This is a genomic window from Clostridium sp. CTA-1, assembly GCF_054768215.1.
Genome location: NZ_BAAAAP010000018.1, coordinates 42,573 through 68,639, shown reverse-complemented (window position 1 = coordinate 68,639; position 26,067 = coordinate 42,573). Strand labels below are relative to the sequence as shown.

The 26,067-nt window shown below is 26.5% G+C and carries 27 protein-coding genes, 1 tRNA gene, 1 rRNA gene, 1 pseudogene and 1 other annotated feature; of the genes and pseudogenes, 23 read left to right on the top strand and 7 right to left on the bottom strand.

The window, feature by feature from the left end; all coding sequences use genetic code 11:
- Window positions 1-29: 29 nt before the first annotated feature.
- From rrf to ACYUEW_RS14095, 3 genes are all read left to right on the top strand, one after another.
- Window positions 30-146, top strand: a 5S ribosomal RNA gene (gene rrf / locus ACYUEW_RS14105).
- A 145-nt stretch (window positions 147-291) separates the two neighbouring features.
- The gene (locus ACYUEW_RS14100; protein WP_043030879.1) at window positions 292-1,035 is read left to right on the top strand and encodes an NAD-dependent protein deacylase; all 744 of its coding nucleotides are present in this window, start codon (window positions 292-294) and stop codon (window positions 1,033-1,035) included.
- Window positions 1,036-1,116: 81 nt separating this feature from the next.
- Window positions 1,117-1,190, top strand: a tRNA-Cys gene (locus ACYUEW_RS14095).
- A 30-nt stretch (window positions 1,191-1,220) separates the two neighbouring features.
- Here the strand turns inward: ACYUEW_RS14095 and ACYUEW_RS14090 are convergent.
- Together ACYUEW_RS14090 and ACYUEW_RS14085 are read right to left on the bottom strand one after the other, a co-directional pair.
- A complete protein-coding gene (locus ACYUEW_RS14090) occupies window positions 1,221-2,129 on the bottom strand; it encodes a S66 peptidase family protein (protein WP_460276977.1) in 909 nt (302 codons plus the stop codon).
- Window positions 2,130-2,165: 36 nt separating this feature from the next.
- Entirely contained in the window at window positions 2,166-3,107 is a 942-nt protein-coding gene (locus ACYUEW_RS14085) for a magnesium transporter CorA family protein (protein WP_042385986.1), read from the bottom strand.
- A gap of 353 nt (window positions 3,108-3,460) precedes the next feature.
- On the opposite strand from ACYUEW_RS14085, the gene ACYUEW_RS14080 reads away from it, so the two are divergent.
- The gene (locus ACYUEW_RS14080) at window positions 3,461-3,964 is read left to right on the top strand and encodes a hypothetical protein (RefSeq protein ID WP_003488024.1); all 504 of its coding nucleotides are present in this window, start codon (window positions 3,461-3,463) and stop codon (window positions 3,962-3,964) included.
- A 4-nt stretch (window positions 3,965-3,968) separates the two neighbouring features.
- Here the strand turns inward: ACYUEW_RS14080 and ACYUEW_RS14075 are convergent, their stop codons facing one another.
- Complete coding sequence (locus ACYUEW_RS14075) at window positions 3,969-5,129, bottom strand: zinc-binding metallopeptidase family protein (protein ID WP_460276974.1); 1,161 nt, start codon at window positions 5,127-5,129, stop codon at window positions 3,969-3,971.
- A 558-nt stretch (window positions 5,130-5,687) separates the two neighbouring features.
- On the opposite strand from ACYUEW_RS14075, the gene ACYUEW_RS14070 reads away from it, so the two are divergent.
- From ACYUEW_RS14070 to ACYUEW_RS14020, 11 genes are all read left to right on the top strand, one after another.
- Window positions 5,688-5,900 (top strand): sigma factor G inhibitor Gin, encoded by a 213-nt coding sequence (locus ACYUEW_RS14070; protein WP_003491739.1) that lies wholly within the window; start codon window positions 5,688-5,690, stop codon window positions 5,898-5,900.
- Complete coding sequence (locus ACYUEW_RS14065) at window positions 5,879-7,324, top strand: aminotransferase class I/II-fold pyridoxal phosphate-dependent enzyme (protein WP_460276971.1); 1,446 nt, start codon at window positions 5,879-5,881, stop codon at window positions 7,322-7,324. Before ACYUEW_RS14070 ends, ACYUEW_RS14065 begins: the two co-directional genes overlap by 22 nt.
- Before the next feature lie 23 nt (window positions 7,325-7,347).
- Complete coding sequence (locus ACYUEW_RS14060; protein ID WP_460276969.1) at window positions 7,348-8,043, top strand: dTMP kinase; 696 nt, start codon at window positions 7,348-7,350, stop codon at window positions 8,041-8,043.
- Window positions 8,044-8,123: 80 nt separating this feature from the next.
- Window positions 8,124-8,453 (top strand): cyclic-di-AMP receptor, encoded by a 330-nt coding sequence (locus ACYUEW_RS14055; protein ID WP_003488019.1) that lies wholly within the window; start codon window positions 8,124-8,126, stop codon window positions 8,451-8,453.
- Window positions 8,454-8,468: 15 nt separating this feature from the next.
- Entirely contained in the window at window positions 8,469-9,413 is a 945-nt protein-coding gene (locus ACYUEW_RS14050) for a DNA polymerase III subunit delta' (protein ID WP_085333776.1), read from the top strand.
- 1 nt (window position 9,414) lies between these two features.
- Window positions 9,415-10,329: a PSP1 domain-containing protein gene (locus tag ACYUEW_RS14045; RefSeq protein WP_003488017.1), complete on the top strand. Its 915-nt coding sequence runs from the start codon at window positions 9,415-9,417 to the stop codon at window positions 10,327-10,329.
- Between the two features lie 11 nt (window positions 10,330-10,340).
- On the top strand, window positions 10,341-10,544 hold the full coding sequence (locus ACYUEW_RS14040; protein WP_003488016.1) for a heavy-metal-associated domain-containing protein: 204 nt from the start codon (window positions 10,341-10,343) through the stop codon (window positions 10,542-10,544).
- A gap of 81 nt (window positions 10,545-10,625) precedes the next feature.
- Window positions 10,626-10,796 carry a DUF362 domain-containing protein gene (locus ACYUEW_RS14035; protein WP_003363046.1) on the top strand — a complete coding sequence of 57 codons (171 nt, stop codon included), beginning with the start codon at window positions 10,626-10,628 and terminating at the stop codon, window positions 10,794-10,796.
- Window positions 10,797-10,915: 119 nt separating this feature from the next.
- Window positions 10,916-11,656, top strand: a complete 741-nt coding sequence (locus ACYUEW_RS14030; protein ID WP_003488015.1) for a tRNA1(Val) (adenine(37)-N6)-methyltransferase — start codon at window positions 10,916-10,918, stop codon at window positions 11,654-11,656.
- A 19-nt stretch (window positions 11,657-11,675) separates the two neighbouring features.
- A complete protein-coding gene (gene rsmI, locus ACYUEW_RS14025; protein ID WP_003488014.1) occupies window positions 11,676-12,530 on the top strand; it encodes a 16S rRNA (cytidine(1402)-2'-O)-methyltransferase in 855 nt (284 codons plus the stop codon).
- 155 nt (window positions 12,531-12,685) lie between these two features.
- The gene (locus ACYUEW_RS14020; protein WP_003488013.1) at window positions 12,686-13,777 is read left to right on the top strand and encodes a C40 family peptidase; all 1,092 of its coding nucleotides are present in this window, start codon (window positions 12,686-12,688) and stop codon (window positions 13,775-13,777) included.
- Between the two features lie 90 nt (window positions 13,778-13,867).
- Here ACYUEW_RS14020 and ACYUEW_RS14015 read toward each other — a convergent pair whose 3' ends face one another.
- Window positions 13,868-14,113, bottom strand: a complete 246-nt coding sequence (locus ACYUEW_RS14015; RefSeq protein ID WP_003388120.1) for an AbrB/MazE/SpoVT family DNA-binding domain-containing protein — start codon at window positions 14,111-14,113, stop codon at window positions 13,868-13,870.
- Between the two features lie 823 nt (window positions 14,114-14,936).
- On the opposite strand from ACYUEW_RS14015, the gene ACYUEW_RS14010 reads away from it, so the two are divergent.
- A complete protein-coding gene (locus ACYUEW_RS14010; RefSeq protein WP_042386447.1) occupies window positions 14,937-15,560 on the top strand; it encodes a DUF1836 domain-containing protein in 624 nt (207 codons plus the stop codon).
- 443 nt (window positions 15,561-16,003) lie between these two features.
- Complete coding sequence (gene arcA / locus ACYUEW_RS14005) at window positions 16,004-17,215, top strand: arginine deiminase (protein WP_003488011.1); 1,212 nt, start codon at window positions 16,004-16,006, stop codon at window positions 17,213-17,215.
- Window positions 17,216-17,300: 85 nt separating this feature from the next.
- Here the strand turns inward: arcA and ispF are convergent, their stop codons facing one another.
- Window positions 17,301-17,768 (bottom strand): 2-C-methyl-D-erythritol 2,4-cyclodiphosphate synthase, encoded by a 468-nt coding sequence (gene ispF / locus ACYUEW_RS14000; protein WP_045515695.1) that lies wholly within the window; start codon window positions 17,766-17,768, stop codon window positions 17,301-17,303.
- Between the two features lie 735 nt (window positions 17,769-18,503).
- Here ispF and ACYUEW_RS13995 point away from each other — a divergent pair.
- Entirely contained in the window at window positions 18,504-19,373 is an 870-nt protein-coding gene (locus ACYUEW_RS13995; RefSeq protein WP_080333471.1) for a polysaccharide deacetylase family protein, read from the top strand.
- Between the two features lie 276 nt (window positions 19,374-19,649).
- Here the strand turns inward: ACYUEW_RS13995 and ACYUEW_RS13990 are convergent, their stop codons facing one another.
- Window positions 19,650-19,892: a hypothetical protein gene (locus ACYUEW_RS13990; protein WP_003488007.1), complete on the bottom strand. Its 243-nt coding sequence runs from the start codon at window positions 19,890-19,892 to the stop codon at window positions 19,650-19,652.
- 119 nt (window positions 19,893-20,011) lie between these two features.
- On the opposite strand from ACYUEW_RS13990, the gene ACYUEW_RS13985 reads away from it, so the two are divergent.
- Complete coding sequence (locus ACYUEW_RS13985; RefSeq protein ID WP_003488006.1) at window positions 20,012-20,587, top strand: nucleoside recognition domain-containing protein; 576 nt, start codon at window positions 20,012-20,014, stop codon at window positions 20,585-20,587.
- Between the two features lie 12 nt (window positions 20,588-20,599).
- On the top strand, window positions 20,600-21,118 hold the full coding sequence (locus tag ACYUEW_RS13980) for a spore maturation protein (RefSeq protein ID WP_003488005.1): 519 nt from the start codon (window positions 20,600-20,602) through the stop codon (window positions 21,116-21,118).
- An 89-nt stretch (window positions 21,119-21,207) separates the two neighbouring features.
- Here ACYUEW_RS13980 and ACYUEW_RS13975 read toward each other — a convergent pair whose 3' ends face one another.
- Window positions 21,208-22,545, bottom strand: coding sequence for an MATE family efflux transporter (locus ACYUEW_RS13975; protein WP_042385978.1), 1,338 nt, complete (start codon window positions 22,543-22,545; stop codon window positions 21,208-21,210).
- 136 nt (window positions 22,546-22,681) lie between these two features.
- Between ACYUEW_RS13975 and ACYUEW_RS13970 the strand changes: the two genes are divergently transcribed.
- The 3 genes and pseudogenes from ACYUEW_RS13970 to metG all read left to right on the top strand — a co-directional run.
- Entirely contained in the window at window positions 22,682-23,254 is a 573-nt protein-coding gene (locus tag ACYUEW_RS13970) for a uracil-DNA glycosylase (protein WP_042385976.1), read from the top strand.
- Window positions 23,255-23,282: 28 nt separating this feature from the next.
- Complete coding sequence (locus ACYUEW_RS13965; protein WP_030032775.1) at window positions 23,283-23,717, top strand: MarR family transcriptional regulator; 435 nt, start codon at window positions 23,283-23,285, stop codon at window positions 23,715-23,717.
- 78 nt (window positions 23,718-23,795) lie between these two features.
- Window positions 23,796-24,038, top strand: a binding site (T-box leader).
- Between the two features lie 46 nt (window positions 24,039-24,084).
- A pseudogene (metG, locus tag ACYUEW_RS13960) lies at window positions 24,085-26,034 on the top strand (methionine--tRNA ligase); the annotation flags it as partial.
- Window positions 26,035-26,067 lie beyond the last annotated feature (33 nt).

The window sequence follows — 26,067 nt, the reverse complement described above, 5'->3', positions numbered from 1 at the left end:
TTGAAAGAACATTCTTTCAAAGAAAATAATCTGGTGATTATGGCTTGAAGGTAACACCCGTTCCCATGCCGAACACGAAGGTTAAGCTTCAAAGCGCTGATGGTACTGCAGGGGAGGCCCTGTGGAAGAGTAAGTCGTTGCCAGATGATTATTAAGGTAAGAACTCATTTAACTGAGTTCTTATTTTTTTATATAAATTTTTAGGGAAAACATTTTTTAAATTGCTATTTTTACAGCGTATATAAATTAGTATATAATAATTAATTAATAACCTATTTAGGAGATGATAATATGAGGTTAGAAAAATTAAAACATATTATAGATAATAGTGAAAATATAGTTTTTTTAGGTGGAGCAGGAGTATCTACGGAAAGTAATATTCCGGATTTTAGATCAAATAGTGGATTATATAAATCAAAAAATAAATTGAATTATTCACCAGAAACAATATTAAGTCATAGTTTTTTTAAAGATAATACTGAAGAATTTTTCCGATTTTATAAAAATAAGATGATATTTAAAGACGCAAAACCTAATTTAGCTCATTATGCTTTAACTGAATTAGAACAAATAGGAAAATTAAAAGCCATAATAACCCAAAATATTGATGGATTACATCAGCTAGCAGGAGCTAAGAATGTATTAGAGTTACATGGAAGTGTTCATAGAAATTATTGTATTAATTGTGGAGAAAAATATAATTTAGATTATATATTGAATACTGAAAATAGTAGTAAAGATATACCACATTGTAAAAAATGTGGAGGCATAGTTAGACCAGATGTAGTGCTTTACGAAGAAGGATTAGATATGAATACTATAAATAAAGCTATATATTATGTACAAAATGCAGATGTGCTTATAGTAGGTGGTACATCACTTGTGGTATATCCTGCAGCTGGATTAGTTAATTATTATAAGGGTAAAAAATTAGTTTTAATAAATAAAGGAGAAACACCTTATGATAAAAGAGCTGATCTAGTTATTCATGATGGTATAGGTAGTGTTTTAGAAAAAGCAATTTTAAAAAACTAACCAAAAATTTGGTTAGTTTTTTAATTTTAATGTTGACAAGTTCAAAATTTCTGATATAATAGATTATGTTGAATTGAATATGGCGCTATAGCCAAGTGGTAAGGCAGAGGCCTGCAAAGCCTTCATCCCCAGTTCAAATCTGGGTGGCGCCTCCAAAAGAGTTTTAGTATGCTAAAGCTCTTTTTTTAATAATTTAGAATTTTTATTAACTTGTTTTTGCAATCCAATCTAACTTTAGATCCTATAGGTAAGGTTAAATTAGGATCACAGTGCCCTGACATTAAGTTTGCTATAATAGGTTTATTACTAGGTAATAATCTATCTAATATAACTTCATCTAGAGAGAAACCTTCCCCACGATTATTTATATTACAATTTGAAAATTGACCTAATATAAGTCCAGAACAGGATTTAATTTTTCCAGATAGTATTAATTGAGTTAACATCCTATCTATTTTATAAGGCGGCTCTGAAATTTCTTCTAAAAATAGAATACTATCTACAGTATCAATTTCATAAGGAGTACCTAAGGTACTGCATATAAGAGATAGATTTCCACCAACCAGCTCACCTTCTGCTATATAATTAGTTTTAGATAATAAAGGAACAAAATTAGGATTTGATATTTCATAAGATGGAAAATCATTCATTAATGGCTTTAGAAAACTTTTCAAAGTATACATATTATTAAAGTCTGATGAAAGCATAGGGCAATGAAAAGTAGTAAAGTCACATTTAGAAGTTATATAATTTAATAGAATTGTTATATCACTAAAACCACCAAAAATTTTAGGATTATTTTTTATAATATTAAAGTCTAAATAAGGAAGCATTCTCATAGAGCCATAGCCTCCCCTTGAACAAAGAATCATATCTATAGATGGATCTATAAACATATCCATTAAGTCTTTAGCTCTATCTATATCTTTGCCGGATAAATAACCACATTTATCATATATATGGGTGCCTAGTTTAATATTAAAACCTAAGTCTTTTAATATCTGTATATTTTTTAAAACAACATCTTTTTCAATAGGACTTGCAGGAGAAACTATTCCTATAGTATCTCCTTTATTTAAATGTTTTAATAACATTAAATCACTCCTAATAATTAATTATTATGTAATTCATTAGAATAAGTCCTTTTTTTTCAATATTATTATACAAACTATACACAACATAGCTGTAACTCCATAAGCAAGCCAAAACCCCTGTGGAGACTTACTAAAAGGGATACCATTTAAGTTCATTCCAAAGGAGCCAAAAATTATATTAGGTATAGACATCACTATAGTTATAGATGCTAGTAACTTCATAACTATGTTTAGATTATTAGATATAACAGATGCGAAGGCATCCATAGTTCCACTCAAAATATTACTATATATATTGGCCATCTCTATTGCCTGTTTATTTTCTATAATAACATCTTCTAACACATCTTGATCTTCAGGATATTTTTGTATTATATCTAACTTTAACATTTTTTCTAAGGTTATCTCATTAGCCTTTAGAGAGGTGGAGAAATAAACTAAAGATTTTTCTAAAGATAATAATAGAATAAGTTCTTTATTCTTCATAGATTTATGGAGTTTTTTTTCTATCATTAGGCTTTTCTTATCTATTTGTCTCAAATATAAAAGAAAATAACTAGCTATTCTATATAATATTTGTAGAATAAATCTAGATCTTTTAAAAGTATAAAAAGATTTTACTTTATTATTAAAAAAGTCTGTTAAAATTTTGCTATTTTTTAAACATACAGTAATAATATTATTTGGTGTATTTATAATAGCTAGAGGATAAGTATCATAAGTCAATGAATTATCTTCCATTTCTGTAAATGGTATATCTAAGATTACTATCATATTATTATCTTCAATGTCTATCCGTGAAGTTTCTTCCTCATCCAAAGGAGCTTTTAAAAAATCTAAAGTAACTCCAGTTTTTTTTGATACAAAAATAAGTTCTTGCTCCGAAGGTGCTACTATATTAATCCAAGTACCAGGTTCTATGTTATCTAATTTTTTTATTGTTTTGTCTTCTTCAGTGTTTTTATAAATTGAAATCATAAAAATCACCTCCATATATAAAATTTATTAATGTTTTAACTTATAATTATAAGAACCAATAATATATATTATACAGCATAGACCCGTATATTTATTTATAAATTTAATATATTTTAATAGTTTAAAAATAAAATAAAAAACATTGTTTAAATTTTAACTATAGCTAAAGTTATTTAGATAAATTTATAGTAAAATAGAGATATATAAAGCAAGGCATATCCTAATTAGCAGGAAGAGCTTTAAAACGAGTTAAACGGCAAATATTACGGTGGATTAATGTTTAAAAGCTTAGTATAATCTTGAGCGTAAAGGAATTTTAAAATTATTTGATATTATTTTGGAGGGTTTATAAAATGGGAAATATGTATAAAGAGACTGTGGCTAGAAGAAGAGTTCCGGTTTTATTTTTTATGCTTATTTTATTAGTAGGAATTTTATTTTTAGTGGAATTTTTAAAAAATATTAAATTATCTAGTTATAGATTAGATGAAATGCTAAATATTTTTTTGTTATGTATAGTTATATTGGTAAGTTTTTTTGAAGTATTTAAATGTAAGATAAAGTATTCATATTTTATAATAGCAGATCAGTTCATAATTCATAAGATAAAAGGAAATTATGATAAAGTAGTAGAAAATATAAAGTTAAAAGATATAATTTATTTTGGTAAATGTGCTGGATTAAGATCAAAAATAAATATAAGTAAATCTAAAAAATATACATGTTCTTTATTAAATAGAGATACTTATTGCTGTGTTTATAAAGATGGAAATAATACTAAGAAGTTTTATTTTGAGCCGAGCAATAATTTAATTGCAAAGATAAAATATTTATCAAGTAAGAGACTAGCTAGCTAGTCTCTTATTCCATTTTAGTAAAAAATTCTTTTTTTACTTCTTTTAAAAGTGTATCATTTTGGATTAAATCTAATGCAGTTAAACTTAAGGCCTGACAAGCTTTAAAAGCATTTTGTTGAGCATGATCTTTTAAAGTTTCATTTGCAAATTCTTCAGTAAAGTAATTTATAGAGCTATCTTTATCCAATATAGATATATAGGGATGAATACAAGGAATATAATGACTTACTGTTCCTAAACTTAAGCCTGATACAGTATTTTTTTCATCGCAAATATCAATTATACCAGCCTCCTTTAAATTATGGCAAAACAATCGAGATAACCTTTTATTGGTTATTAATTCTCTATAAGGTAATTCAAAAAAACAAATTTCTGAATGTAAATTTAGAAGAGAATTAACATTTTCCACTATTTGTCTTATTCGCTTTTCTACATAAATAGCAGTTGATATACTTTTAGATCTTATATAAAATTTAGCTTCTGTAGTATTAGAAGAAATATAAGGATCGTTACCACTATTAATAACTAATTTATCTATATGAAAGTTTTGATTAATAGATTGTTTTAAAAGATTTATAGAATTAAATGTATATAAAAGACCATTTAATGATGAAAATACATCAGTATTTTCATAGCTTAAGGTTTCCTTTCCTTTAAATTTAATTTTTAAAGGAAGAATAGCCATTGAAGAGCCACTTTGGCAGGTTACTTTATCAGGATGAACCATAAGACCTACATCGATATCTTTAAAAGCTCCTTGTTTAGCTAAAGTTACTTTAGAACCGCTTAAAGATTCACCAGGAGTTCCCATTACAATAATAGTTCCAGAAAAATTATCTATTACCTTTGAAAGAGATAAAGCAGCTCCTAGGGATATGGAGGAAACTAAGTTATGCCCTGATACATGACCTAGTTCATTTGGGGCATCGTATTCACAAAAAAAACATATTTTAGGGTGACCTTTACCAAACTCTGCATAAAATGATGTAGGGATATTATAATAGTTTTCTTGGATATTAAAATTATTTTTCTTTAAAATATCTATTAAATATTTACAAGATTTGTATTCATTGAAACTTGTTTCTGGATTATCATAAAGATATTTAGATATATTAAATAAATCTGATTCTATAGATTTTAAGTAGGATACTATTTTTTGTTTCATAAATATAACCTCCAATTAAAACATCTAGGTTACATTATTATACCCAATATGAATAGAATAAATTATTGTTATTAATTAATTAAAATAAAATGAAAAATATGTTGAATAGATCATTATATCACTGTAATATTTTATATATAATAATTATATTCCATAGTGTTATATATTATTTATCAGGTAATGCTGTAAAATCAGACCGTGCTAGATTATGGTAAAAGCCCTCGCATGGATACATAAGATTACCGTACTATGATGCTAAATAGCTTCAAGATAGCATACCTAAAGGAACATTGGTAAATATAGATAAAATTTAATATAGGAACATAGTATAAATCTGGGGAATAATTAAAATGAAGTATTTCCCAGATTTATTTTTATATATAAGTTATAAATATCATTAAATTTAATATATTCAGCTTATAAAAGTATATTATAAAAATTATATAATAAAAATTTATATAATTTTATGTGGACAAAATAACATTTAACTACTTAATGAATAAAATATATATGAGGGGGCAAGAATTTAGTTGTAATAATATAGTAAGGGGGATAAATATGAAAAAACAATATTGTATTATATGTGGTAAGCCTCTAAATAGTGGTATAATTATAAACAGAAAAGGAATATGTGATGTTTGCGAAGAAAGAATGGTAAATAGTGATATGAATACAGATTTTTATGAGTTTTATAAAAAATGTATAAGAAAAAATTTAGTGCAAACTTTTATAAAGGATGAGGAAATGAGATGGGAGAATTACCGATTTTAAATGGAGTTTTAAAATATATTGAGGAAAAAAACATACTGTTTTCTATGCCAGGCCATAAAGGATCCTTGGGATTTTTATTTACTAAAGAGGGAAAAAAATTTTGTGAAAATATACTTCAATGTGATTTAACAGAAGTTGAAGGATTGGATAATCTTCATAATAGTGAAGGAATAATAAAAGAGTCCGGCTATCTTTTAAGCCGGTTTTATAATTCTAAAAAATCTTATTTTTTAGTAAATGGTAGTACTAGTGGAAACTTAGCTATGATATTTTCTTGTTTTAAAGAAGAAGATAAAATCATTGTAGAAAGAAATTGCCATAGATCTATATTTAATGGAATAATTATGAGAAAGCTAAAACCAATATATATAAAAAATAAGGTGTATAGGCAATTTAATGCTCCACTTTCAATAGATTTGGAGCATTTTTTAAGTTTAATAAAAGAAAATAAAGATGCAAAAGGTATAGTAATAACTTATCCTAATTATTATGGGGTTTGTCCTAATTTAGAAATTATAATAAAAGAGGCTAAAAAATACAATATGAAAGTGTTAATAGATTCAGCCCATGGGGCTCATTTTGGTGTGTGTGAAAAGTTACCTAAAAGTGCCTTAGAGCTAGGAGCAGACATGGTAGTAATGAGTGCTCATAAAACCCTTCCTAGTTTAACACAAACAGCATTTTTACACATAGGCAAAGATTCTATAGTTGATATTAATAAGGTAGATTTTTACATAAGTGCTTTTTCTAGTACGAGCCCTTCTTACTTATTTTTATGTTCTATGGATTATAGCAGGTTTTATTTGGAGAAATATGGAGAGAAGCATTATAATGAATTGATTAATAGAGCAAATTATTATAGAAAAAAAATAAATTTATTAGATAGCTTTTATGTATTAAATCATAGTGATATAAAACATTTAAATCTTAAATATAAAGATGTGATGGATATAGATTTGACAAGATATATAATAAATGTGAAAAATAATTTAAATGCTAGTGATTTATCTAAGTATTTAAGAGAATGTGGAATACAATGTGAAATGAGTGATGGAAACAACATAATTTTAATATTATCTCCATTTTATAATGAAGGTGTTATGGATATATTGTATGAGTCTTTATATGAGTGGGACAAAAATTATAATAATAAAGATAAAGATAATTTAAATTATAATTATATAGAAACTAATATGAACATGTATCCTTATGAGGTTTTAGAAAAAGAATATTTATGGATAGACTATAAGGATTCCTTAGGTAAAATAAGTTATAATAATATAGTTCCCTATCCTCCAGGTGTTCCAATAATAATGGCAGGAGAGGTAATAAATAAAGAAATAATAGATGCTATATGTTATTATAAAAATAATGAAATAGATGTACTAGGTTTAAAGAATAATAAGATTCAAATAGTAAAATAATAAGTATAAATGTGGAGGATAAAATGAAAAGAGGTAGGTTAATAGTTATAGAAGGTAGTGATGGAAGTGGTAAAGCTACCCAAACTAAAAAACTTTATGATAAATTAGTAAAACAAAATAAAAAAGTTAAAAAAGTGGAATTCCCTAATTATAAAAGTGAATCATCTGCTTTAATAAAGATGTATTTAAGTGGTGAATTTGGAAACAATCCTGATAGTGTAAATCCTTATGCTTCATCTACATTTTATGCAGTAGACAGATTTGCATCCTATAAAAAAGATTGGGAAGAGTTTTACTTAAAAGGTGGAATTATTATTGCAGATAGATATACCACATCTAATATGATACATCAAGCAGCAAAAATAAAGGAGGTACAAGCTAAAGATAAATTTTTAAATTGGCTATGGGATTTTGAATTTGAAAAGTTTAATTTACCTGTACCAGATTGTGTTATATTTTTAGATATGCCTCCTAAATGTAGTAAAAGCCTTATGGAAACTAGGAATAATAAATTTACAGGAGAGAAAGAGAAAGATATACACGAAAATAATTATGAGTATCTATTAGAGTCATATAACAATTCTAAATATATATCAGAAAAATATGGTTGGAATAGAATTGAATGTACTAATGAGGATAAGATTAAAAGTATAGACCAAATAAATGATGATATAATTAAAGTAATAACAAAATATATAGATTTTAGTGAACAAAGCTAATTATAATTGTAAACTTGTATAAAAAAATATAAAATATAGGTAAGAAACTACAATATAATATCCTTTAAGGAGGTAATAATATGAAATTAGTTATTGCTATTGTTCAAGATGATGATGCTTCAGATTTAATAGATGAAATAACAGAAGATGGGTTTAGAGTAACAAAGTTGGCTACTACAGGAGGATTCTTAAAAGCAGGAAATACTACTCTTATGATAGGTGTAGAAGAAAAAGATGTAGATAAATTGATTAAAAAAATAGAAGAGATATGTAAAACTAGAAAACAAATTGTAACATCACCATCACCGGTAAATGGATCAGCTGGAATGTATGTACCTTATCCCATAGAAGTAGAGGTTGGAGGAGCTACTATATTTGTTGTGGATGTAGATAAATTTGTGAGAGTTTAATTAGGAGGGATACATTTGAATTCATATACAATAATAGGGCATGAAAATATAAAAAATAGGATTAAAAATTCAATAGTTAAAGGTAAATTTTCTCATGCCAGTATTATTGTTGGAGAGGATGGCATCGGTAAAAGTATAATAGCTAAAGAAATAGCTATGATTATATTAGAAAAATCACAGCGGAGAAGTTATGCAGACCTAATAGAATTTAAACCTATTAATAAAAAATCTATAGGTATAGATGATATAAGAAACTTAATAGAAGAGATAAATAAAAAACCCATAGAAGGAAATAAAAAGGTTATTATAATATATAAATCTGAATTAATAACAGAAATTGCTCAAAATGCCTTTTTAAAAACTATAGAGGAGCCACCTAAAGGTGTTTATATAATATTGTTATGTGAAAATATGGAGCATATGTTAGATACTATAAAATCTAGATGCGAAATATTTAAATTAAATAGGCTAAAGCCATATGATATAGAGAATTTTATAAAATATAAATACAAGGATATAAAAAAAGACAATATAAATTCAGCAATAGCATTTAGTGATGGAATTCCAGGTAAAGCTGAAAGATTTATTGAAGATGAGTCACTAAAATATATAAGAGATATGAGTTTAGGTATATTAAAAGATTCAAAAGACTTAAGTAATTATAATTATTTGATGAAATATGAAAACTTTTTAATGAATTATAAGGAAACTTGGGAAGAGATTTTAACTTGTATTTTATCATATCTTAGAGATTCATTGTTATTTAAGGAAACTGGAGATGAAGAGTTATTATTAAATGTAGATAAGAAAGAGTTTATAAAAGATATATCAGAAAAATATTCATATATAAACTTGGATAAAATGGTAAGTATAATAAATGATACAAGAGATAAATTAAATAGGAATATAAACTCCACTCTAGTATTTGATGCAATGCTTATAAAAATGCAGGAGGTATAATATGATAGAAGTTGTAGGAGTTCGATTTAAAAAGGCTGGTAAAATATATTATTTTGATCCCAGTAATATAGAAATAAATAAGGGAGAATATGTTATAGTAGAAACTATAAGAGGGATAGAATTTGGAGAAGCGGTTATTGCTAAAAAGCAAATTAATGAAAACGAAATAGTAGCTCCATTAAAAAATGTAATTAGAAAAGCAACAGAAGAAGATATAAAAAAACATCATGAAAATAAGGAAAAAGAAAAATACGCATTAGAAATTTGCTTACAAAAGATACAGGAACATAAATTAAATATGAAGCTAATAGATGTAGAATACACTTTTGATAATAATAAAGTTATATTCTACTTTACAGCGGATGGTAGAGTGGATTTTAGAGAATTAGTTAAGGATTTAGCTTCAATATTTAGAACTAGAATAGAATTAAGACAAATAGGAGTACGTGATGAAGCAAAAATGGTTGGAGGATTAGGACCTTGTGGCAGACCTATGTGTTGTTCTATATTTTTAGGAGATTTTGCTCCAGTATCAATAAAGATGGCTAAGGAACAAAATTTATCATTAAATCCTACCAAAATTTCAGGTATATGTGGAAGACTTATGTGTTGTTTAAATTATGAACAGCAAACCTATGAAAGTATTAGAAAAGTATTACCTAAGGTGGGATCAATAGTTAAGACTCCTTATGGACAAGGAGAGGTAGTAGATAATAATGTGGTGAAAGAAGAAGTTAAAGTCAAGATCAAAAGTGAAGATAATGAAGAATTTATACAGCCAGTGCCTATAATGGAAGCAGAACTTATATCTGGTGGCTATGAAGGTAATATAGAAAGTGTAGATGAAGAAGAAATAAATATTGAAATAGACGATGCAGATGAAACAATAATAAAAGAGTTGCTTAAGGATGAATAGGAGGAAGAGTTATGAAGGCACTATTAAAGGTATGCGATATGAGAACAATACAGGATATAAATAAAGTAAAAAGTGCTGTAGCTAATAATGAAGGTGTAGTAGCCTGCGAAATAAGTAAGGAAAAAAAAGAGGTAAGTGTTATATATGATGATTATTTTGTAGATGTAGATAAGATAATAGAATCTATAGAAAATATAGGTTATACAGTTATATAAAAATTACTTTAAAAATTAATAAAAACATGGTAAAATATAAATCGTATAAAGTTGTGTAATTTTTAAGGAGGTGTGTTACATATGGCATACAAAATTACAGATGCTTGCGTAAGCTGTGGAGCATGTGCTGCAGAATGTCCAGTTAATGCTATAAGTCAAGGAGACTCTATATTTGATATAGATGCAGATACTTGTATTGATTGCGGAAACTGTGCTAATGTTTGTCCAGTAGGAGCACCAGTTCAAGACTAATTTATTGTTAAAAAGGCCGTCAAAAGACGGTCTTTTTATTCTTTATATATTATAGAATTATTATATTGTTTTGATTTAGAATATATAGAATAAAATTTATTATATAAAAGGTGAATTATATGGATAGAATTATAAAAGAAGATGAAACATTAGATGATCTTCAGCTAAAGGGAATTCATGTTATACAAAAAAGGCAGGCATTTAGATTCGGAATAGATGCAGTATTATTAGCTAATTTTCCTAGAATAAAAAATGGAGATGAAGTAGTTGATTTATGTACTGGAACGGGTATAATTCCATTTATATTAGCAGGTAAAACTAATGCTAGTAATATTATAGGTATAGAAATACAAAAGGAAATTGCTGATATGGCAAAACGAAGCATAAAGTATAATAATTTGCAGGAAAAAGTTAAGTTTATAGAAGGTGACTTAAAAGATATAAAACTTTTGAAAGATATAGAAAAGGCAGATGTAGTTACAGTAAACCCACCTTATAAAACTCAAGGAACAGGAATTATAAACATTAATGATAAAAATGCTATATCTAGACATGAAATTTGTTGTACTTTAGATGATGTAGTAAAGGCAGCTAAAATTTTATTAAAAGATAAAGGTAAATTATATATGATACATAGGCCAGATAGAATAGTAGATATAATGAATGTAATGAGAAAGTATTGCATAGAGCCTAAATTAATAAGGACTATTCATCCAGCGGTAGACAAGGCTCCTTCTATGATATTAATTGAAGGGCAAAAAAATGGTGGTAAGTTTTTGAAATGGGATAGTCCCCTATATATTTATGATGAAAATAATAAATATACCAATGAGGTTAAAAGAATTTATGGAATGGAATAAATAAGAAGGAGAGTATTATATGCTTAATATAGAGGAAGGGAAATTATATGTAGTTCCTACTCCTATAGGAAATTTAAGAGATATAACAATAAGAGCATTAGATGTATTAAAGAATGTTGATATTATAGCAGCAGAGGACACAAGACAAACTTTAAAATTATTAAATCATTTTAATATAAAAAAAACATTAATAAGTTACCATAAATTTAATGAAGAAGATAAAAGTATAAATATAATAAATAGTTTAAAAGAAGGAAAAAACATAGCATTAGTATCTGATGCAGGTATGCCAGGAATATCAGATCCAGGATATGTGCTCATAAAAAAATGTATAGAAGAGCAAATAATATTTGAAGTTTTACCTGGAGCTACGGCATTTACTACAGCCTTAGTTTATTCTGGAATGGATACTACAAAGTTTATTTTTAAGGGCTTTATACCGAGGGAAAATAAAAATAGACAAAAGTTAGTACAGGATATAAAGGATAGAATGGAAACATTAATTTTTTATGAATCCCCTCATAGATTAAAGGAATGTTTAAAATTTTTAAGGGAGTCCTTAGGGAACAGAAATATATCTATATGTAGAGAACTTACTAAGGTACATGAAGAAATTATAAGAGATAATCTAGAAGAGGTTATAAAATATTATGAGAGTCATCAACCTAAAGGTGAATATGTTTTAGTTTTAGAAGGAAAATCCATAGAAGAAATAGAAAAAGAAAAGGAAATGGAGTGGTCTAGTATAAGTATACAAGATCATATAAAAAAGTATATAAATGAAGGATATAGCAAAAAAGAGTCTATAAAATTAGTAGCTAAAGATAGAAAAATAACTAAGTCAGAAGTATACAAGTATTCTATAGATATATAAATAATATATTATATTTTTTAATAAAAATATAATAAATAACAAATTAAATTAACATTTTCAAAAAAAATCCTCGTTAAAGTTGAGTTTTTTACTGAAATGGTGATATAATAGTTTTATGTTATAATCATAAAAGGGGAATGGGAGGAAGATAAATAGTGAATAAGAAAGTTTTGTCTGCGGTAATAGCATTAGCATTAGCAGTGTCTATTAATGCAAAAGTTATGGCAGCACCATCAAATGGACAAGCGCATGATAAGACATTAGAACTTGAAGAAAAAATACAAAATATGGACAATAGTATACAAGGCTTAATGTATAAAATAGAAGATAATAATAAAGATATAGAAAAGAATAAAGAAGACATATCTAAATTAGGAAAAGATATAGAAAAAGCTCAAAAACAAATAGAATCCCGTGAAGATTTATTTAATAAAAGAGTAAGAGCTATGTACATAAGTGGCTTTGACAGTTATGCAGATATAATATTAGAATCAGAAGGATTAAGTGATTTAATAACTAGAGTAGACACAGTTAAAAAGGTTATGGGATTTGACCAAGGAGTTATAAAGGAATTAAAGACAAAAAAAGAAGAAATTAAAGAAAAGAAAGTTGCTTTAGATAAGAAAAGTACAGAAATAGTACAACTTAAATCAGAAAATGAAAAGAAATTATCTAGTATGAAATCAGAAAAATCTAAGCAAGAATTAGTACTTACTAATTTGAGAAAAGAGAATGAAAGAAAAGCGGCTGAAGCAGCACAAAGAGAAGCAGCTGAGAGACAAGCAGCACAATCACAATCTTCTGTATCTCAATCAAGAGGTGGAAGTAGTGTTTCTGTAGAAGCTCCAGCTTCATCAGGAAGTAGTTCTTCTAGCAGTAGTAGTAAACCATCAAATCCAGCACCACCAGCAGTACATGGAGATGTAGTAGGATATGCTATGCAATTCCAAGGAGTCCCTTATGTTTGGGGAGGTACATCACCAAGCGGATTTGACTGTTCAGGTTTTGTTCAATATGTATATAGAAATGCTGCAGGTATAGAATTACCAAGGGATACTTATGGACAAATTGGAGCAGGAACTCGAGTTTCACAAGATCAATTACAACCTGGCGATTTAGTATTCCCACATACAGGTCATGTAGGTATATATATAGGTGGAGGACAAATGATACATGCTCCTCACACAGGGGATGTAGTAAAAATTTCATCAGTATATAAATTTTATGCAGGTGTAAGAGTAAGATAATTAATTTTATATAAGCTAAGAGTGGAAACTAAAATTAGTTTCCACTCTTAATTTATAAATAAAAAAAAGCCTCTAAATGAGGCTTTTAAATTATTTATTGTCTTTTATTTCATTAAGACAGTTTTTACAAATATTTTTACCTTTATAGTTTATAACATCTCTAGCATCTCCGCAGAATATACATGCTGGTTCATATTTTTTTAATATGATTTGTTCACCATCTACATATATTTCTAGAGCATCTTTTTCAGCTATATCTAAAGTCCTTCTCAATTCTATAGGAATAACAATTCTTCCTAATTCGTCTACTCTTCTAACCACACCTGTTGATTTCATATATTTTCCTCCTCGAATAATATCAATTTTCGACAATAGTTTAATTAAATAATAGCAAATATGACATTAAAAGTCAACATATTTTATATTTAATTTACAAATTAATTATCTATTTCCATCTAAAGTTAATATACTACCATTAAAGGGAAAAGTCAATAGACCAAATACTGTCATATATGATGATAAAACCATATATATCAATGGATACAGCCAAAATCAAAAAAAATAATAAAATAATTATAGAATTTAATAAAAACAAATAAAATAGTAATTATATGGATAAATAAAAAACAGTGTCGAATAATGAATCAATCTATTATAAAAAGTAATTTTATAAATTAAAACCACAATACAATATAATAATACAACAATAATTTTAACAAATTAAATATTAAATGTAAATTTTTGTTTAAAATCATTAGCAAATATATTAATCTAATTGCAATTATTTTTAATATAATTATGGTATAATAAAGTATAAGGGGGTAATTAAAATGAAGTTGCTTGTTGGGATATGTAATTTATAATATATAAAAAATGAATAAACGGGGTATATTAGATTATAGAATAACAAATTTATGTATAACATAAAATAAATAAAATATTTTAAGGTAAAAATATAAACTTAAATAGTTAAATTATCCACAAAAATGTGTGGACAACTATTGATAAAATGTGGATAACATACATATCTATAAAAATACAATTTAAAAGAGAATAAAAATTTATACTAATAATATTAAATTTTATAGTTTAATTTAATATACTTTAGGGTAAACTTAAGTATGCTTGGAGGTCTTTAAAGGTGGGAAATAACAATAAGATGGAAAATGAAAATTTAGAAAAAATAAAGTATATAAACAAGCTTGCAAAAGAAATATCTAATAATACAATAGTAGATTATGAAGATTTTCCTAAATATGATTTGTTTTTATCACAAGTAATTGATTATTTGAATGATAAATTTGAAGAGGAAGATTATACAAATAATATTGTTCAAAATTACATTAAAAATGAGGTAATATCAAAACCGCATGATGGTAAGAAGAGAGGATATACTAAGCTTCATTTAGTTCAATTAGTGTTATTAAGTTATATGAGGCCATTACTTACTACTGAGGAAATAAAGAATGTGTTTACATTAGCTTTTAATGAAATAAATGATAGAGGTGATGATATAATATCTTGGGAAAATGCATACAAGATATTTTCAGATATACAAAAAGATAGTTTTAAAGACTTTGTAGCTAGACAGCATTTTGATGAAGATAAATTAAAAGATATAATAACAAAACTAGAATTAGATAGTGATGAAGAAAGTAGAATAACTATATTTTTAATAGTAATGACTTTAATATGTCAAGCTAGTGCTATAAAAAAATTAGTTAAAAAGATAGTAAATGATTACACTAATAAAATTGATAATAAATTAGATTATGAAGAATAAATAATTTTTGTATATTTTTATAAATCACTTAAAAAGCCATTATTAATCCTTAATAATAGCTTTTTAAGTGATTTATTTTTGTAAAAATGATTATAATGATTAGATTATAATTATCATTAGTATATTAATTCATAAAAAAAATTTTTTATTCTTTTATACAAGAAATATTTATATTTATACTATTTAGAAATATAGATATTTTTAAAATAATGCAAAAAAATGTAGATAAGTATATATTTATAAATCTAAATGATTTTAAGTTTATAAATATGCTATATAGACAAAAAATGTAATTCAATGTTCTATGTATAATTTATCATTTATACATTATTAGAGAATATTCATAATATTGACAGTTTATCAAATAATTATTAACATATATTTAAGAATTAATACAAAAATAATAGTAAGTATAAATATCAACTTGAAAGGGGCACAAAGAGATGAATGCAAAAAGAAACATTCATGTGTATTCAGAAATAGGAGATCTTAAAACAGTGTTACTTCATAGACCAGGAGAAGAAATTGAAAATTTAATTCCGGCATATATGGAAACGTTATTATTTGATGACATACCTTATTTAAAAGTAGCACAGGAAGAACACGATATTTTTGCTAATACATTAAGAAATAATGATGTTGAAGTTTTATATTTAGAGGATTTAGCAGCAGAGGTTATACAAAACAAAGAAATTAGAGAAAAGTTTATAGAGGAAGCTATAGAAGAAAGTGGTACTAAAAATAAAGAATATGTAGAAAATATAAAAAAATATTTAGAATCCATGAAAGAAAAAGACTTAGTTTGTAAAATCATGGCTGGTTTAAGGAAAAAAGAGTTAGGAATAGATGAATCAAAGGAAGAATATCCTTTTTTAATGTATCCAATGCCTAATTTATATTTTACAAGAGATCCATTCGCATCCATGGGTAAAGGTGTAACTATTAATGCTATGAGAACTAAAACAAGAAGAAGAGAAACTATGTTTGCAAAATATATCTTTAAATATCATCCAGAATTTAAAGACTCAGATATACCATTATGGTATGATAGAACTGGAAAGCATTGTATAGAGGGTGGAGATGAGCTAGTTTTATCTGATGAAGTTATAGCTATAGGACATAGCGAGAGAACAGATAGCGAAGCAGTTTTGGAGTTAGCTAAAAAGATATTTGAAGCAGGAGAACGCTTTAAAGTTATACTAATGTTTGATATACCTAAAATAAGAGCTTTTATGCATTTAGACACAGTGTTTACTATGTTAGATCATAATAAATTCACAGTCCATGGAGAAATAGAAGGAACACTTAAAGTAAATGCTATAACTTATGATGAAAAAACTAAGGAACTTGTAATTAAGGAAGAGATAGATAGTTTAGAGGGAATTTTATCTAAATATTTAAAAAGAGATATAAAAGTTATTCGTTGTGGTGGTGGAGATAAAATTATATCTGCTAGAGAGCAATGGAATGATGGCTCAAATACTTTAGCTATTTCACCAGGTAAGGTTATAACTTATGAAAGAAATTATGTAACCAATGAAATATTAGATAAAAATAATGTAGAGGTTCTAACTATACCGTCATCTGAATTATCCAGAGGAAGGGGCGGGCCAAGATGTATGTCTATGCCTTTATTTAGAAAAGACCTTAGATAGAATATAAATTTAAATAAGAGTTCACTTATAAGTTAAGGTGAACTCTTATATTTTTAGTAAATTTAATATTTTTAAATTTATAGTCTTAATCTAAAAGACAAATAGCATTAGCAGAGATTCCGTCCTCTTTACCTGTAAAACCTAACCCCTCTTCTGTAGTAGCTTTTATATTTAACATATTATTATCTAATTGTAAACACTTACAAATATTTTTTTTCATAGAATCTATATGATAAAGCATTTTAGGTTTTTGAGCTATTATAGTACAGTCTATATTTACAATTTTATAACCTTCTTTGTCTATTAAATTTTTAACTTTAGATAAAAGTAAGAGACTTGATATATTTTTAAAATTTTTATCGGAATCAGGGAAGTGCTTACCTATATCACCTAATGCTGCAGCTCCTAATAAGGCGTCCATAATTGCGTGAATTAATACATCTGCATCAGAATGACCTAGTAAACCTTTATCATGGGGGATGGTAACACCACCTATTATTAGTGGCCTATTTTCAACTAGTTTATGTACATCGTATCCCAATCCTATTCTCATTAAAAAACCTCCAATAACTTAATATTATATATATAATAATATATACTTTAAAAAAAAGTGCAACAAAGTTGCACCTTAAGATATATTTTTATTATCATTTTTCTTATGGTATATTAATTTTATTGATTTGTTAAGATGTTTATTGTAAAAAAATAAAAGCTTTTTACGTAAAGAATTATGCATAAATAACAAGAAAGGCCTTTTATAGCTATTGGATACTACTCTTTTTTTGAAATTTACATAAATAATTTTTTTACCCATATATACACGACCTTTCATAAATATCCTCATTATTATAATAACATAAAATTTAACAAATGTTAAGAAAATTGAAACAATTTCAAATTTTATATTCTTATTTAATAATATTATATTCAGAATAGTATAAGTTGTCCACAAATTACGCACAATATGTGGATAATATTAATGAAGTTTAAATTTATAAAAATACAAATTTACAAAAATAGTAATAAAAATCAGTGATTGGATGATATTTATAAGTAAATTTATAAATATCAACTGAATCAACAATAAAAACACAAGTTATATACAGGCTATCTGTGGATAATGTTGATAACTATATATATAATGTATAAGATTATAATATAATATATACTTTTAAAAAAGTATTCACTTTTAAATTAAGAATATATCCACAAAGTTTTAAATCTTAATAATTAACAACATATATGATATAATTAAAATTACCAAATATTCTTATAAGAGGGTGAGTTTTTGAAGAACAAGAAAAGTTTAATTCTTTTTGCTTTTATTATGATTATAGCAGTATTGTTTGGTGGATGCAGAAAGAATAGCAATGTAGATACTAATAATATTGATAAAAATAAAGCACAATCAAAAAAACAAGAAAAATCTGTTAAAGAAAGTGATATAAGAACATTTACTAATGGGCCACTTATATATAATAACAAATCTATACCTGTGCTTATGTATCATTCTATTGATTATGAAAAGGGAAATGAATTAAGACTACCTAAAGAACAATTTAAAGAGCAAATGAAGTATTTAAAAGATAATGGATATACTACATTAACATTAAATGAGTTATATAATTTCTTAGAAAAAAACAAACCTATTCCAGAGAAATCTATAGTTATAACACTAGATGACGGATACGTTGATAACTATACTAATGCATACCCAATATTAAAAGAATTAGGACTTAATGCTACTGTATTTGTTGTAACTAGTAATATAGATAAGGATAAACGTACTTTAACTTCAGAACAAATTAAAGAAATGGATGAAGCGGGTATACAAATAGCTAGCCATACATATAATCATGATAAGCTAGATGATTTACCATATGAAAAGCAGTTACAAACTATGAAAAAATCTAAGGATGATTTAGAAAAAATATTAAATCATAAAGTAGATTTTATAGCTTATCCCTATGGTAAGTGGAATGAAGAATCTATAAAAGCGGCTAAAGATGCTGGGTATAAAATGGCATTTACTACTCAGGGAGGATGGTCTAATAAACAAGATGGTATCTATACTTTAAATAGGGTTTATATTAGTTCTTTAAAGGGTATTGATAATTTTAAAGATAGAATAACTAATCCTAATTATAATAAAAGTTAATATTTACTTTTGAATTTTTGGATTTTATTGGGAATATAGTTTATAAAATTTTATAAATAATAAAGTTTATTTCAAATACACAAGGCTATGAAATATAGGGCACATTATATAAGCCCTATATTTCATAGCTTTTATTTGTATTGTTTAATTTCAAATTAACTGGGAAAATTTTCTATTAAAAAGTTTCTTGGTTATGGATAATTATTAGTAAAATAATATAATAGTTTATATTTCCCAGGTAATATAATTTTCTGATAATAATCTTTTTATAAATATTTAATTTATTATTTTTGAATAATTTTCTTTTTTAGATTCATCTATAAATGGAGCATAAAATTTAAAAATTTTTTCGTGACCACAATTAGAACAAATACAATCACAAATATCATAAGGAATAGAATCTAGTAAGTTAATAGATAAATCCTTGGTTAAATAGTTGCCACCACATATATCACAAGGGGTTTTATTTATAATAGAAAATTCGCTTTCTATATATTTCATAATTTCTCTTAAAGTCATGAAAAGCCTCCTAAACTATTTTTGTTAATATAATAATTTAATGATATAACAAAACAATTATTATTTAAACAAATATATCATATATATTAAATATATTTTTGTTTTTAAAAGGAGGTATTATGGTAAATATTATATGGGGAATTATATTTTTAGTAGGAATAATTTTTGGAGTGTTTTCAGGTAACGGAGAACAATTATCAAAATCTATAATAGAATCTACAAATTCAACTGTAAAGTTAGTTATAGGATTGGTAGGGGTTATGAGCCTATGGTGCGGAATTATGAAAATAGCAGAAGAAAGTGGGTTAACAGATAAAATAGCTAAATTTATAAAACCTATTTTAAAGCTTATATTTAAAGATAGTAAGAATGACAATAAAGCCTTAGGTGCTATAACAATGAATTTAACAGCTAATATGATGGGACTTTCTAATGCTGCAACTCCTTTTGGAATAAAAGCTATGAAGGAACTTAAAAGATTAAATGTAAGAGAAGAGGAAGCTAGTAATGATATGGCATTATTTTTGGTTTTGAATGCTGCTTGCATACAGCTAGTGCCAACTACTGTTATATCTATAAGAGCAGCCATGGGGTCTAAAAACCCAGGTGAAATAATAATACCAGCTATAATAGTTACATCCACAGCAGCCTTTTGTGGAGTGATTTTTTGTAAAGTATTACAAAAGTATTTTTAAAGGAGGAAGTTTGTGAATTATATAGTTAAAGCCATAATTCCTATTATTATACTTTTAATCATAGCCTATGGAATGGTTAAGAAGGTTAAAGTATATGAATGCTTTGTCGAGGGAGCTAAGGATGGTGTAAGTATATGCATTAGAATATTTCCATATCTTCTTGCCATGATGGTGGCCATAGCTGTTTTTAGGGAGTCTAAAGCTTTAGATTGTTTGATCAATGTTTTAAGACCAGTATCAAATTTAATAGGATTGCCAGGAGAATTAGTACCTTTAGTTTTAATAAAACCTTTATCAGGAAGTGGTGCTTTAGGGGTATTTGCAGATATATTAAAACAGTTTGGTCCAGATAGCAATGTGGGTAAAATGGCATCTATTATAATGGGATCTACAGAAACTATTTTTTATACAATAACAGTTTATTTTGGAGCTGTTGGAATAAAAAAAATAAGACATACATTATGGGCTGCTATTTTTGCAGATATGGTAGCTATAATAATGGCCGTATTAGTTACTAATATAATATTATAAAAACACTCTGAATTTTGGAGTGTATCTAAATCATTATATAAAAGCTAAGATTTGATATGTACTTCAATTCAAAGTGTTTTTGTAAATTTTTATTTATTAAATTTTTTTCTGAAAAATATAGTTAAGCATACAGCTTCAAATATCCATTGAATAGAAGTTATCCACCAAATATAGGTTACAGAAGATTTAACTATATATATAAAATAGAACATTAAAGGGAGTCTAAGAAGCCAACTGGAAATAAAGGAAACTAAAAATGGTGTTTTAGTATCTCCAAATCCTTTTAATGATCCACCTAAAATCATTGATATAGCCATAGGAATTTGTTCTAAAGAAGCAATCATAAGACAACGGCTACCTAAAGCGATAACTTGTTTCTCAGAACTTGTTATAAATAATTTTATTATAAATGATGGGAATATAAGAAAAATAAGACCGGTTATTCCCATTATACAAATCCCTAATAATGCGCAAGTATGTGAATAGTCTTTAGCTTTTTCAATATTTTTTTCGCCTATTTTATGACCAGTTAATGTAGTTGCTGCTACAGCAAAACCCCAACCAGGCATAAAGGATATAGATTCTACAGTAAGAGCTATTTGATTAGATGCAAAAGCTACAGTTCCTAAATGCATTATCATAAAAGTATTAATTAATTTACTTACACTTAATGAAGCCTCTTGAAGTGATGATGGAATAGATAATCCTATTAAGTATTTTAAACGGTTTATATTAATATTTTTAATATACTTTATTTTAGGTTTAATTTTAGATTTAGTAAATAAATAGTATATACCAAATATAAAACCAGATAGGTTAGCTATAGAAGTTGCTATAGCAGCACCTTTTATTCCTAATTCGGGCAATCCTAATTTGCCAAATATAAGTCCATAATCTAAAGTTAAATTTACTATGTTAATTAATATGGATATAAATAAAGGGGTTTTGGTATTGCCATATCCCCTAACTATAGAATTCATTAGGCTAGTTAGCATACTAAAAAATATTCCTAGAGAAACTATTTTCATATATATTGTTCCATTTATCAATACAGCTTCTTTAGCATTAGAAAGGCTAAGAATGGCTTTAGGAAAAATAAATAGTATAATGGAAATACAAAAGGCTATTAACATTCCTATAAATAATCCTATAGAGGCATACTCTTCAGCTAAGGGTAAATCTTTACTTCCATAGCTTCTAGCTACTATAGAAGTTATACCAATAGATAATCCAACAGCTATAAATATATTTGTAAAAGTATATATTATTTCAGAACTTAATCCTACAGTACTTACAGCAATTTGGCCGCCATATTGTCCAACCATCATAGTATCAAGAACCCATATCATCATATATAGAATCATCTCTCCAACCGCAGGGAGAGCTAAAGATAGTACAGTTTTTATATTTTCTTTATTAATTTTCAATAAAATTCCCCCACTCGAAAATATTGGCAATTTAATAGTAACTTATACTATGAAATAAAGCAATATAGTTAATAAAGATATATTTATATGATAAAATTAAACTAAAATATAATGTATAGAAATAGAGGTGAGAAAAGTGCTAAAGTGGTCTCAGTTATATAATGAATGTATTAATTGTAACAAATGCCCTTTAGTTAAAGATAGAACTAATATGGTATTTGGAGAAGGATATATAAATGCACCTATTATTTTTATAGGAGAAGCTCCAGGAGCAGATGAGGATAGAACAGGAAAACCTTTTGTGGGAAAAGCTGGGCAGTTACTTACTAAAGCATTGTTAGCATTAGAATTTAAAAGAGATGAACATTATTATATATGTAATGTTTGCAAATGTAGACCAGAAAATAATAGAACACCTAAAGAAGAAGAAGCTAGGGAGTGTTTACCCTTTCTAAGGAATCAAGTGGCATTAGTAAAACCTAAAATTATAGTTTGTTTAGGAGCAACTCCTTTGAAATATATTATTGGAGAGCAATTTAGAATAACAAGAGATAGGGGAAAATGGATAGAAAGAAAAGGATATCATATTATGGCAACTTTTCATCCAGCAGCTTTATTTAGAGATGAGTCTAAGAAAAAATTATTTTGGCAGGACTTAAAATCTATTAAGGTAAAATATGATGAATTGATCAAAAATAACATAATTTAAAGCTAATATAAAGTGAAAGAGGATACAAATGGATAATACGGAATTATCAAAAGAACTCATAAAATTTATGATTACTATGAAAAAACAAACTAGGGAATATTTAAATTTAAATTTTACATTAAAATTAACAGAGCAACAGTTTGTAACATTATTTATTTTAAAAAAGAATAAAAAAATAACATTAAAAAAGTTAAGTACATATATATGTGTGTCTACATCTAGTTTATGTATAATGTTAACTAGAATGATGGAAGAGGAATTGGTTTATAGAGAAGTGGATGAGAGAGACAGGAGAAATACTTTTTATAGTTTAACAGAAAAAGGAATAAATTTGATAGATAAAGAAATAAAAGGTAAAGTAGATAATATAGAAGAAAAAATAATGAATTTATCTTTGGAGCAAAAGGAAAAGTTATATGAAGCTATAAAAGATATAGAAGAAATTATTGATATATTAGAATAATTTTGTGTATTATAGAAATAATAATATATAAATATAATGAATATATTGACAGAAACTTATTTATACCCTATGATTATACTAAATGCTATGAAGGAAAGAGTAATAAGTGAAGATATCTAAAGAGAGTCGGATAAGGTGAAAGCCGATGATATGGAAACTTACGAATATGGCTCCAGAGCAGGTTGTCTGAAGTATAGTAGGATAACACGGTAACAACCGTTATATTGTAAAGTGATAACATATATATGAAGTCACTTATTAAGACTTTTACTGTGAAGTAAAGGTGAATTAGAGTGGTACAGCGAAATTTACGCCTCTATATAAAACTAAGAGTTTTATATAGAGGTTTTTATATTATAAAGATGAAGGAGGACTAAGAATGTCAAAGGGAACTTATTATGTAACAACACCTATATACTATCCATCAGCTAAACTTCATATAGGAAATACCTATACAACAGTAGCTGCGGATACCTTAGCTAGATTTAAAAGACTTACAGGTTATGATGTAATGTTTTTAACAGGTACAGATGAACACGGACAAAAAATACAAAGATTAGCAGAGGCTAAAGGGGTTACACCTAAGGCTTATGTAGATGAAATAGTAGCGGGAATAAAAGACCTATGGAAAATGATGAATATAGATTATGATAAATTTATAAGAACAACAGATGATTATCATGTAGAATTAGTACAGAAAATATTTAAAACATTGTATGATAAGGGAGATATATACAAAAGTGAATATGAAGGATGGTATTGCACACCTTGTGAATCCTTTTGGACAGAAACTCAATTAGTAGAAGGAAAATGTCCAGATTGCGGAAGACCTGTAGAAAAAGCAAAGGAAGAAGCTTATTTCTTTAAAATGTCAAAATATGCTCCAAAACTTATAGAATATATAGAATCTCATCCAGATTTTATACAACCGGAATCAAGAAAAAATGAAATGATAAATAATTTTTTAAAACCTGGTCTTCAAGATTTATGTGTATCTAGAACATCTTTTGATTGGGGAATACCAGTGACTTTTGATGAAAAGCATGTAATATATGTTTGGATAGATGCACTAGCTAATTATATAACAGCATTAGGATATAATACAGAAAAGGATGAATTATATAAAAGATATTGGCCAGCAGATGTGCATTTAGTTGGTAAGGATATATTAAGATTTCATACTATATACTGGCCAATTATGCTTATGGCATTAGATATACCTCTTCCAAAGCAAGTATTTGGTCATGGATGGCTTTTAGTAGATGGTGGTAAAATGTCAAAATCTAAAGGTAATGTGGTGGATCCAGTGGTTTTAGTAAATCATTTTGGCACAGATCCTGTAAGATACTATCTTCTTCGAGAAATACCTTTTGGCGCAGACGGAATGTTTAATAATGAGATTTTTATAAAAAAAATAAATTCAGATTTAGCAAATGATTTAGGAAATCTATTATCTAGAACAGTAGCTATGATAGAAAAATATTTTGATGGAGAAATACCAGAGGGAAATTGTAAAGAAGATATAGATGAAGATTTAATAAAATTAGCCCTTGAAACTCCAAGAAAAGTAGAAGAAAATATGGAAAAACTAAGAATTCCAGAAGCGTTAGAAGAAATATGGACATTTATAGGAAGAGCTAATAAATATATAGATGAAACAACACCATGGATTCTTGCAAAAGACGAGTCTAAAAAAGAAAGATTAGGCACAGTATTATATAATTTAGTAGAAAGTTTAAGAATAATATCAGTATGTATATCAGCATTTATACCGGAAACAAGTATAAAAATAAATGAACAGATAAATACAGACATCTTAAATTGGGATAGTTTAAGTGAATTTAACGGAACTAAAGTAGGTACAAAGGTTAAAAAAGGAGAAGCTATATTCCCAAGAATAGATATAGAAAAGAAAATAGATGAATTAAATAAACTTAAAGAAGAACAATTAAGACAAAACAAAGCTAAAAATATAGCACCTATAAAAGAAGAAATAACTATAGATGATTTTGAAAAAATAGATTTAAGAGTAGCTAAAGTTTTAGACTGTGAGCCTATAAAAGGAGCTAAAAAATTATTAAAATTAAAAGTTAGCTTAGGTGGAGAAGAAAGACAGGTAGTTTCAGGAATAGCTAAATATTATAAACCAGAAGATTTAATAGGTAAAAAAGTAGTATTAGTAGCTAATTTAAAGCCTGTTAAGCTAAGAGGAGAATTGTCACAAGGAATGATTTTAGCAGCATCAACAGAAGATGATAGTGAGTTATTTGTAGCATCTATAGATGGAGACATTGAAGAAGGAAATATAGTAAGGTAAGGATTAAAGCTAATTATATCAAATTAAGAACTG

Coding starts and splice junctions, on each gene's coding strand:
- ACYUEW_RS14100 (WP_043030879.1), top strand. CDS start 292: ATGAGGTTAGAAAAATTAAAACATATTATAGATAATAGTGAAAATATA.
- ACYUEW_RS14090 (WP_460276977.1), bottom strand. CDS start 2,129: ATGTTATTAAAACATTTAAATAAAGGAGATACTATAGGAATAGTTTCT.
- ACYUEW_RS14085 (WP_042385986.1), bottom strand. CDS start 3,107: ATGATTTCAATTTATAAAAACACTGAAGAAGACAAAACAATAAAAAAA.
- ACYUEW_RS14080 (WP_003488024.1), top strand. CDS start 3,461: ATGGGAAATATGTATAAAGAGACTGTGGCTAGAAGAAGAGTTCCGGTT.
- ACYUEW_RS14075 (WP_460276974.1), bottom strand. CDS start 5,129: ATGAAACAAAAAATAGTATCCTACTTAAAATCTATAGAATCAGATTTA.
- ACYUEW_RS14070 (WP_003491739.1), top strand. CDS start 5,688: ATGAAAAAACAATATTGTATTATATGTGGTAAGCCTCTAAATAGTGGT.
- ACYUEW_RS14065 (WP_460276971.1), top strand. CDS start 5,879: ATGGGAGAATTACCGATTTTAAATGGAGTTTTAAAATATATTGAGGAA.
- ACYUEW_RS14060 (WP_460276969.1), top strand. CDS start 7,348: ATGAAAAGAGGTAGGTTAATAGTTATAGAAGGTAGTGATGGAAGTGGT.
- ACYUEW_RS14055 (WP_003488019.1), top strand. CDS start 8,124: ATGAAATTAGTTATTGCTATTGTTCAAGATGATGATGCTTCAGATTTA.
- ACYUEW_RS14045 (WP_003488017.1), top strand. CDS start 9,415: ATGATAGAAGTTGTAGGAGTTCGATTTAAAAAGGCTGGTAAAATATAT.
- ACYUEW_RS14040 (WP_003488016.1), top strand. CDS start 10,341: ATGAAGGCACTATTAAAGGTATGCGATATGAGAACAATACAGGATATA.
- ACYUEW_RS14035 (WP_003363046.1), top strand. CDS start 10,626: ATGGCATACAAAATTACAGATGCTTGCGTAAGCTGTGGAGCATGTGCT.
- ACYUEW_RS14030 (WP_003488015.1), top strand. CDS start 10,916: ATGGATAGAATTATAAAAGAAGATGAAACATTAGATGATCTTCAGCTA.
- rsmI (WP_003488014.1), top strand. CDS start 11,676: ATGCTTAATATAGAGGAAGGGAAATTATATGTAGTTCCTACTCCTATA.
- ACYUEW_RS14015 (WP_003388120.1), bottom strand. CDS start 14,113: ATGAAATCAACAGGTGTGGTTAGAAGAGTAGACGAATTAGGAAGAATT.
- ACYUEW_RS14010 (WP_042386447.1), top strand. CDS start 14,937: ATGGAAAATGAAAATTTAGAAAAAATAAAGTATATAAACAAGCTTGCA.
- arcA (WP_003488011.1), top strand. CDS start 16,004: ATGAATGCAAAAAGAAACATTCATGTGTATTCAGAAATAGGAGATCTT.
- ispF (WP_045515695.1), bottom strand. CDS start 17,768: ATGAGAATAGGATTGGGATACGATGTACATAAACTAGTTGAAAATAGG.
- ACYUEW_RS13990 (WP_003488007.1), bottom strand. CDS start 19,892: ATGACTTTAAGAGAAATTATGAAATATATAGAAAGCGAATTTTCTATT.
- ACYUEW_RS13985 (WP_003488006.1), top strand. CDS start 20,012: ATGGTAAATATTATATGGGGAATTATATTTTTAGTAGGAATAATTTTT.
- ACYUEW_RS13965 (WP_030032775.1), top strand. CDS start 23,283: ATGGATAATACGGAATTATCAAAAGAACTCATAAAATTTATGATTACT.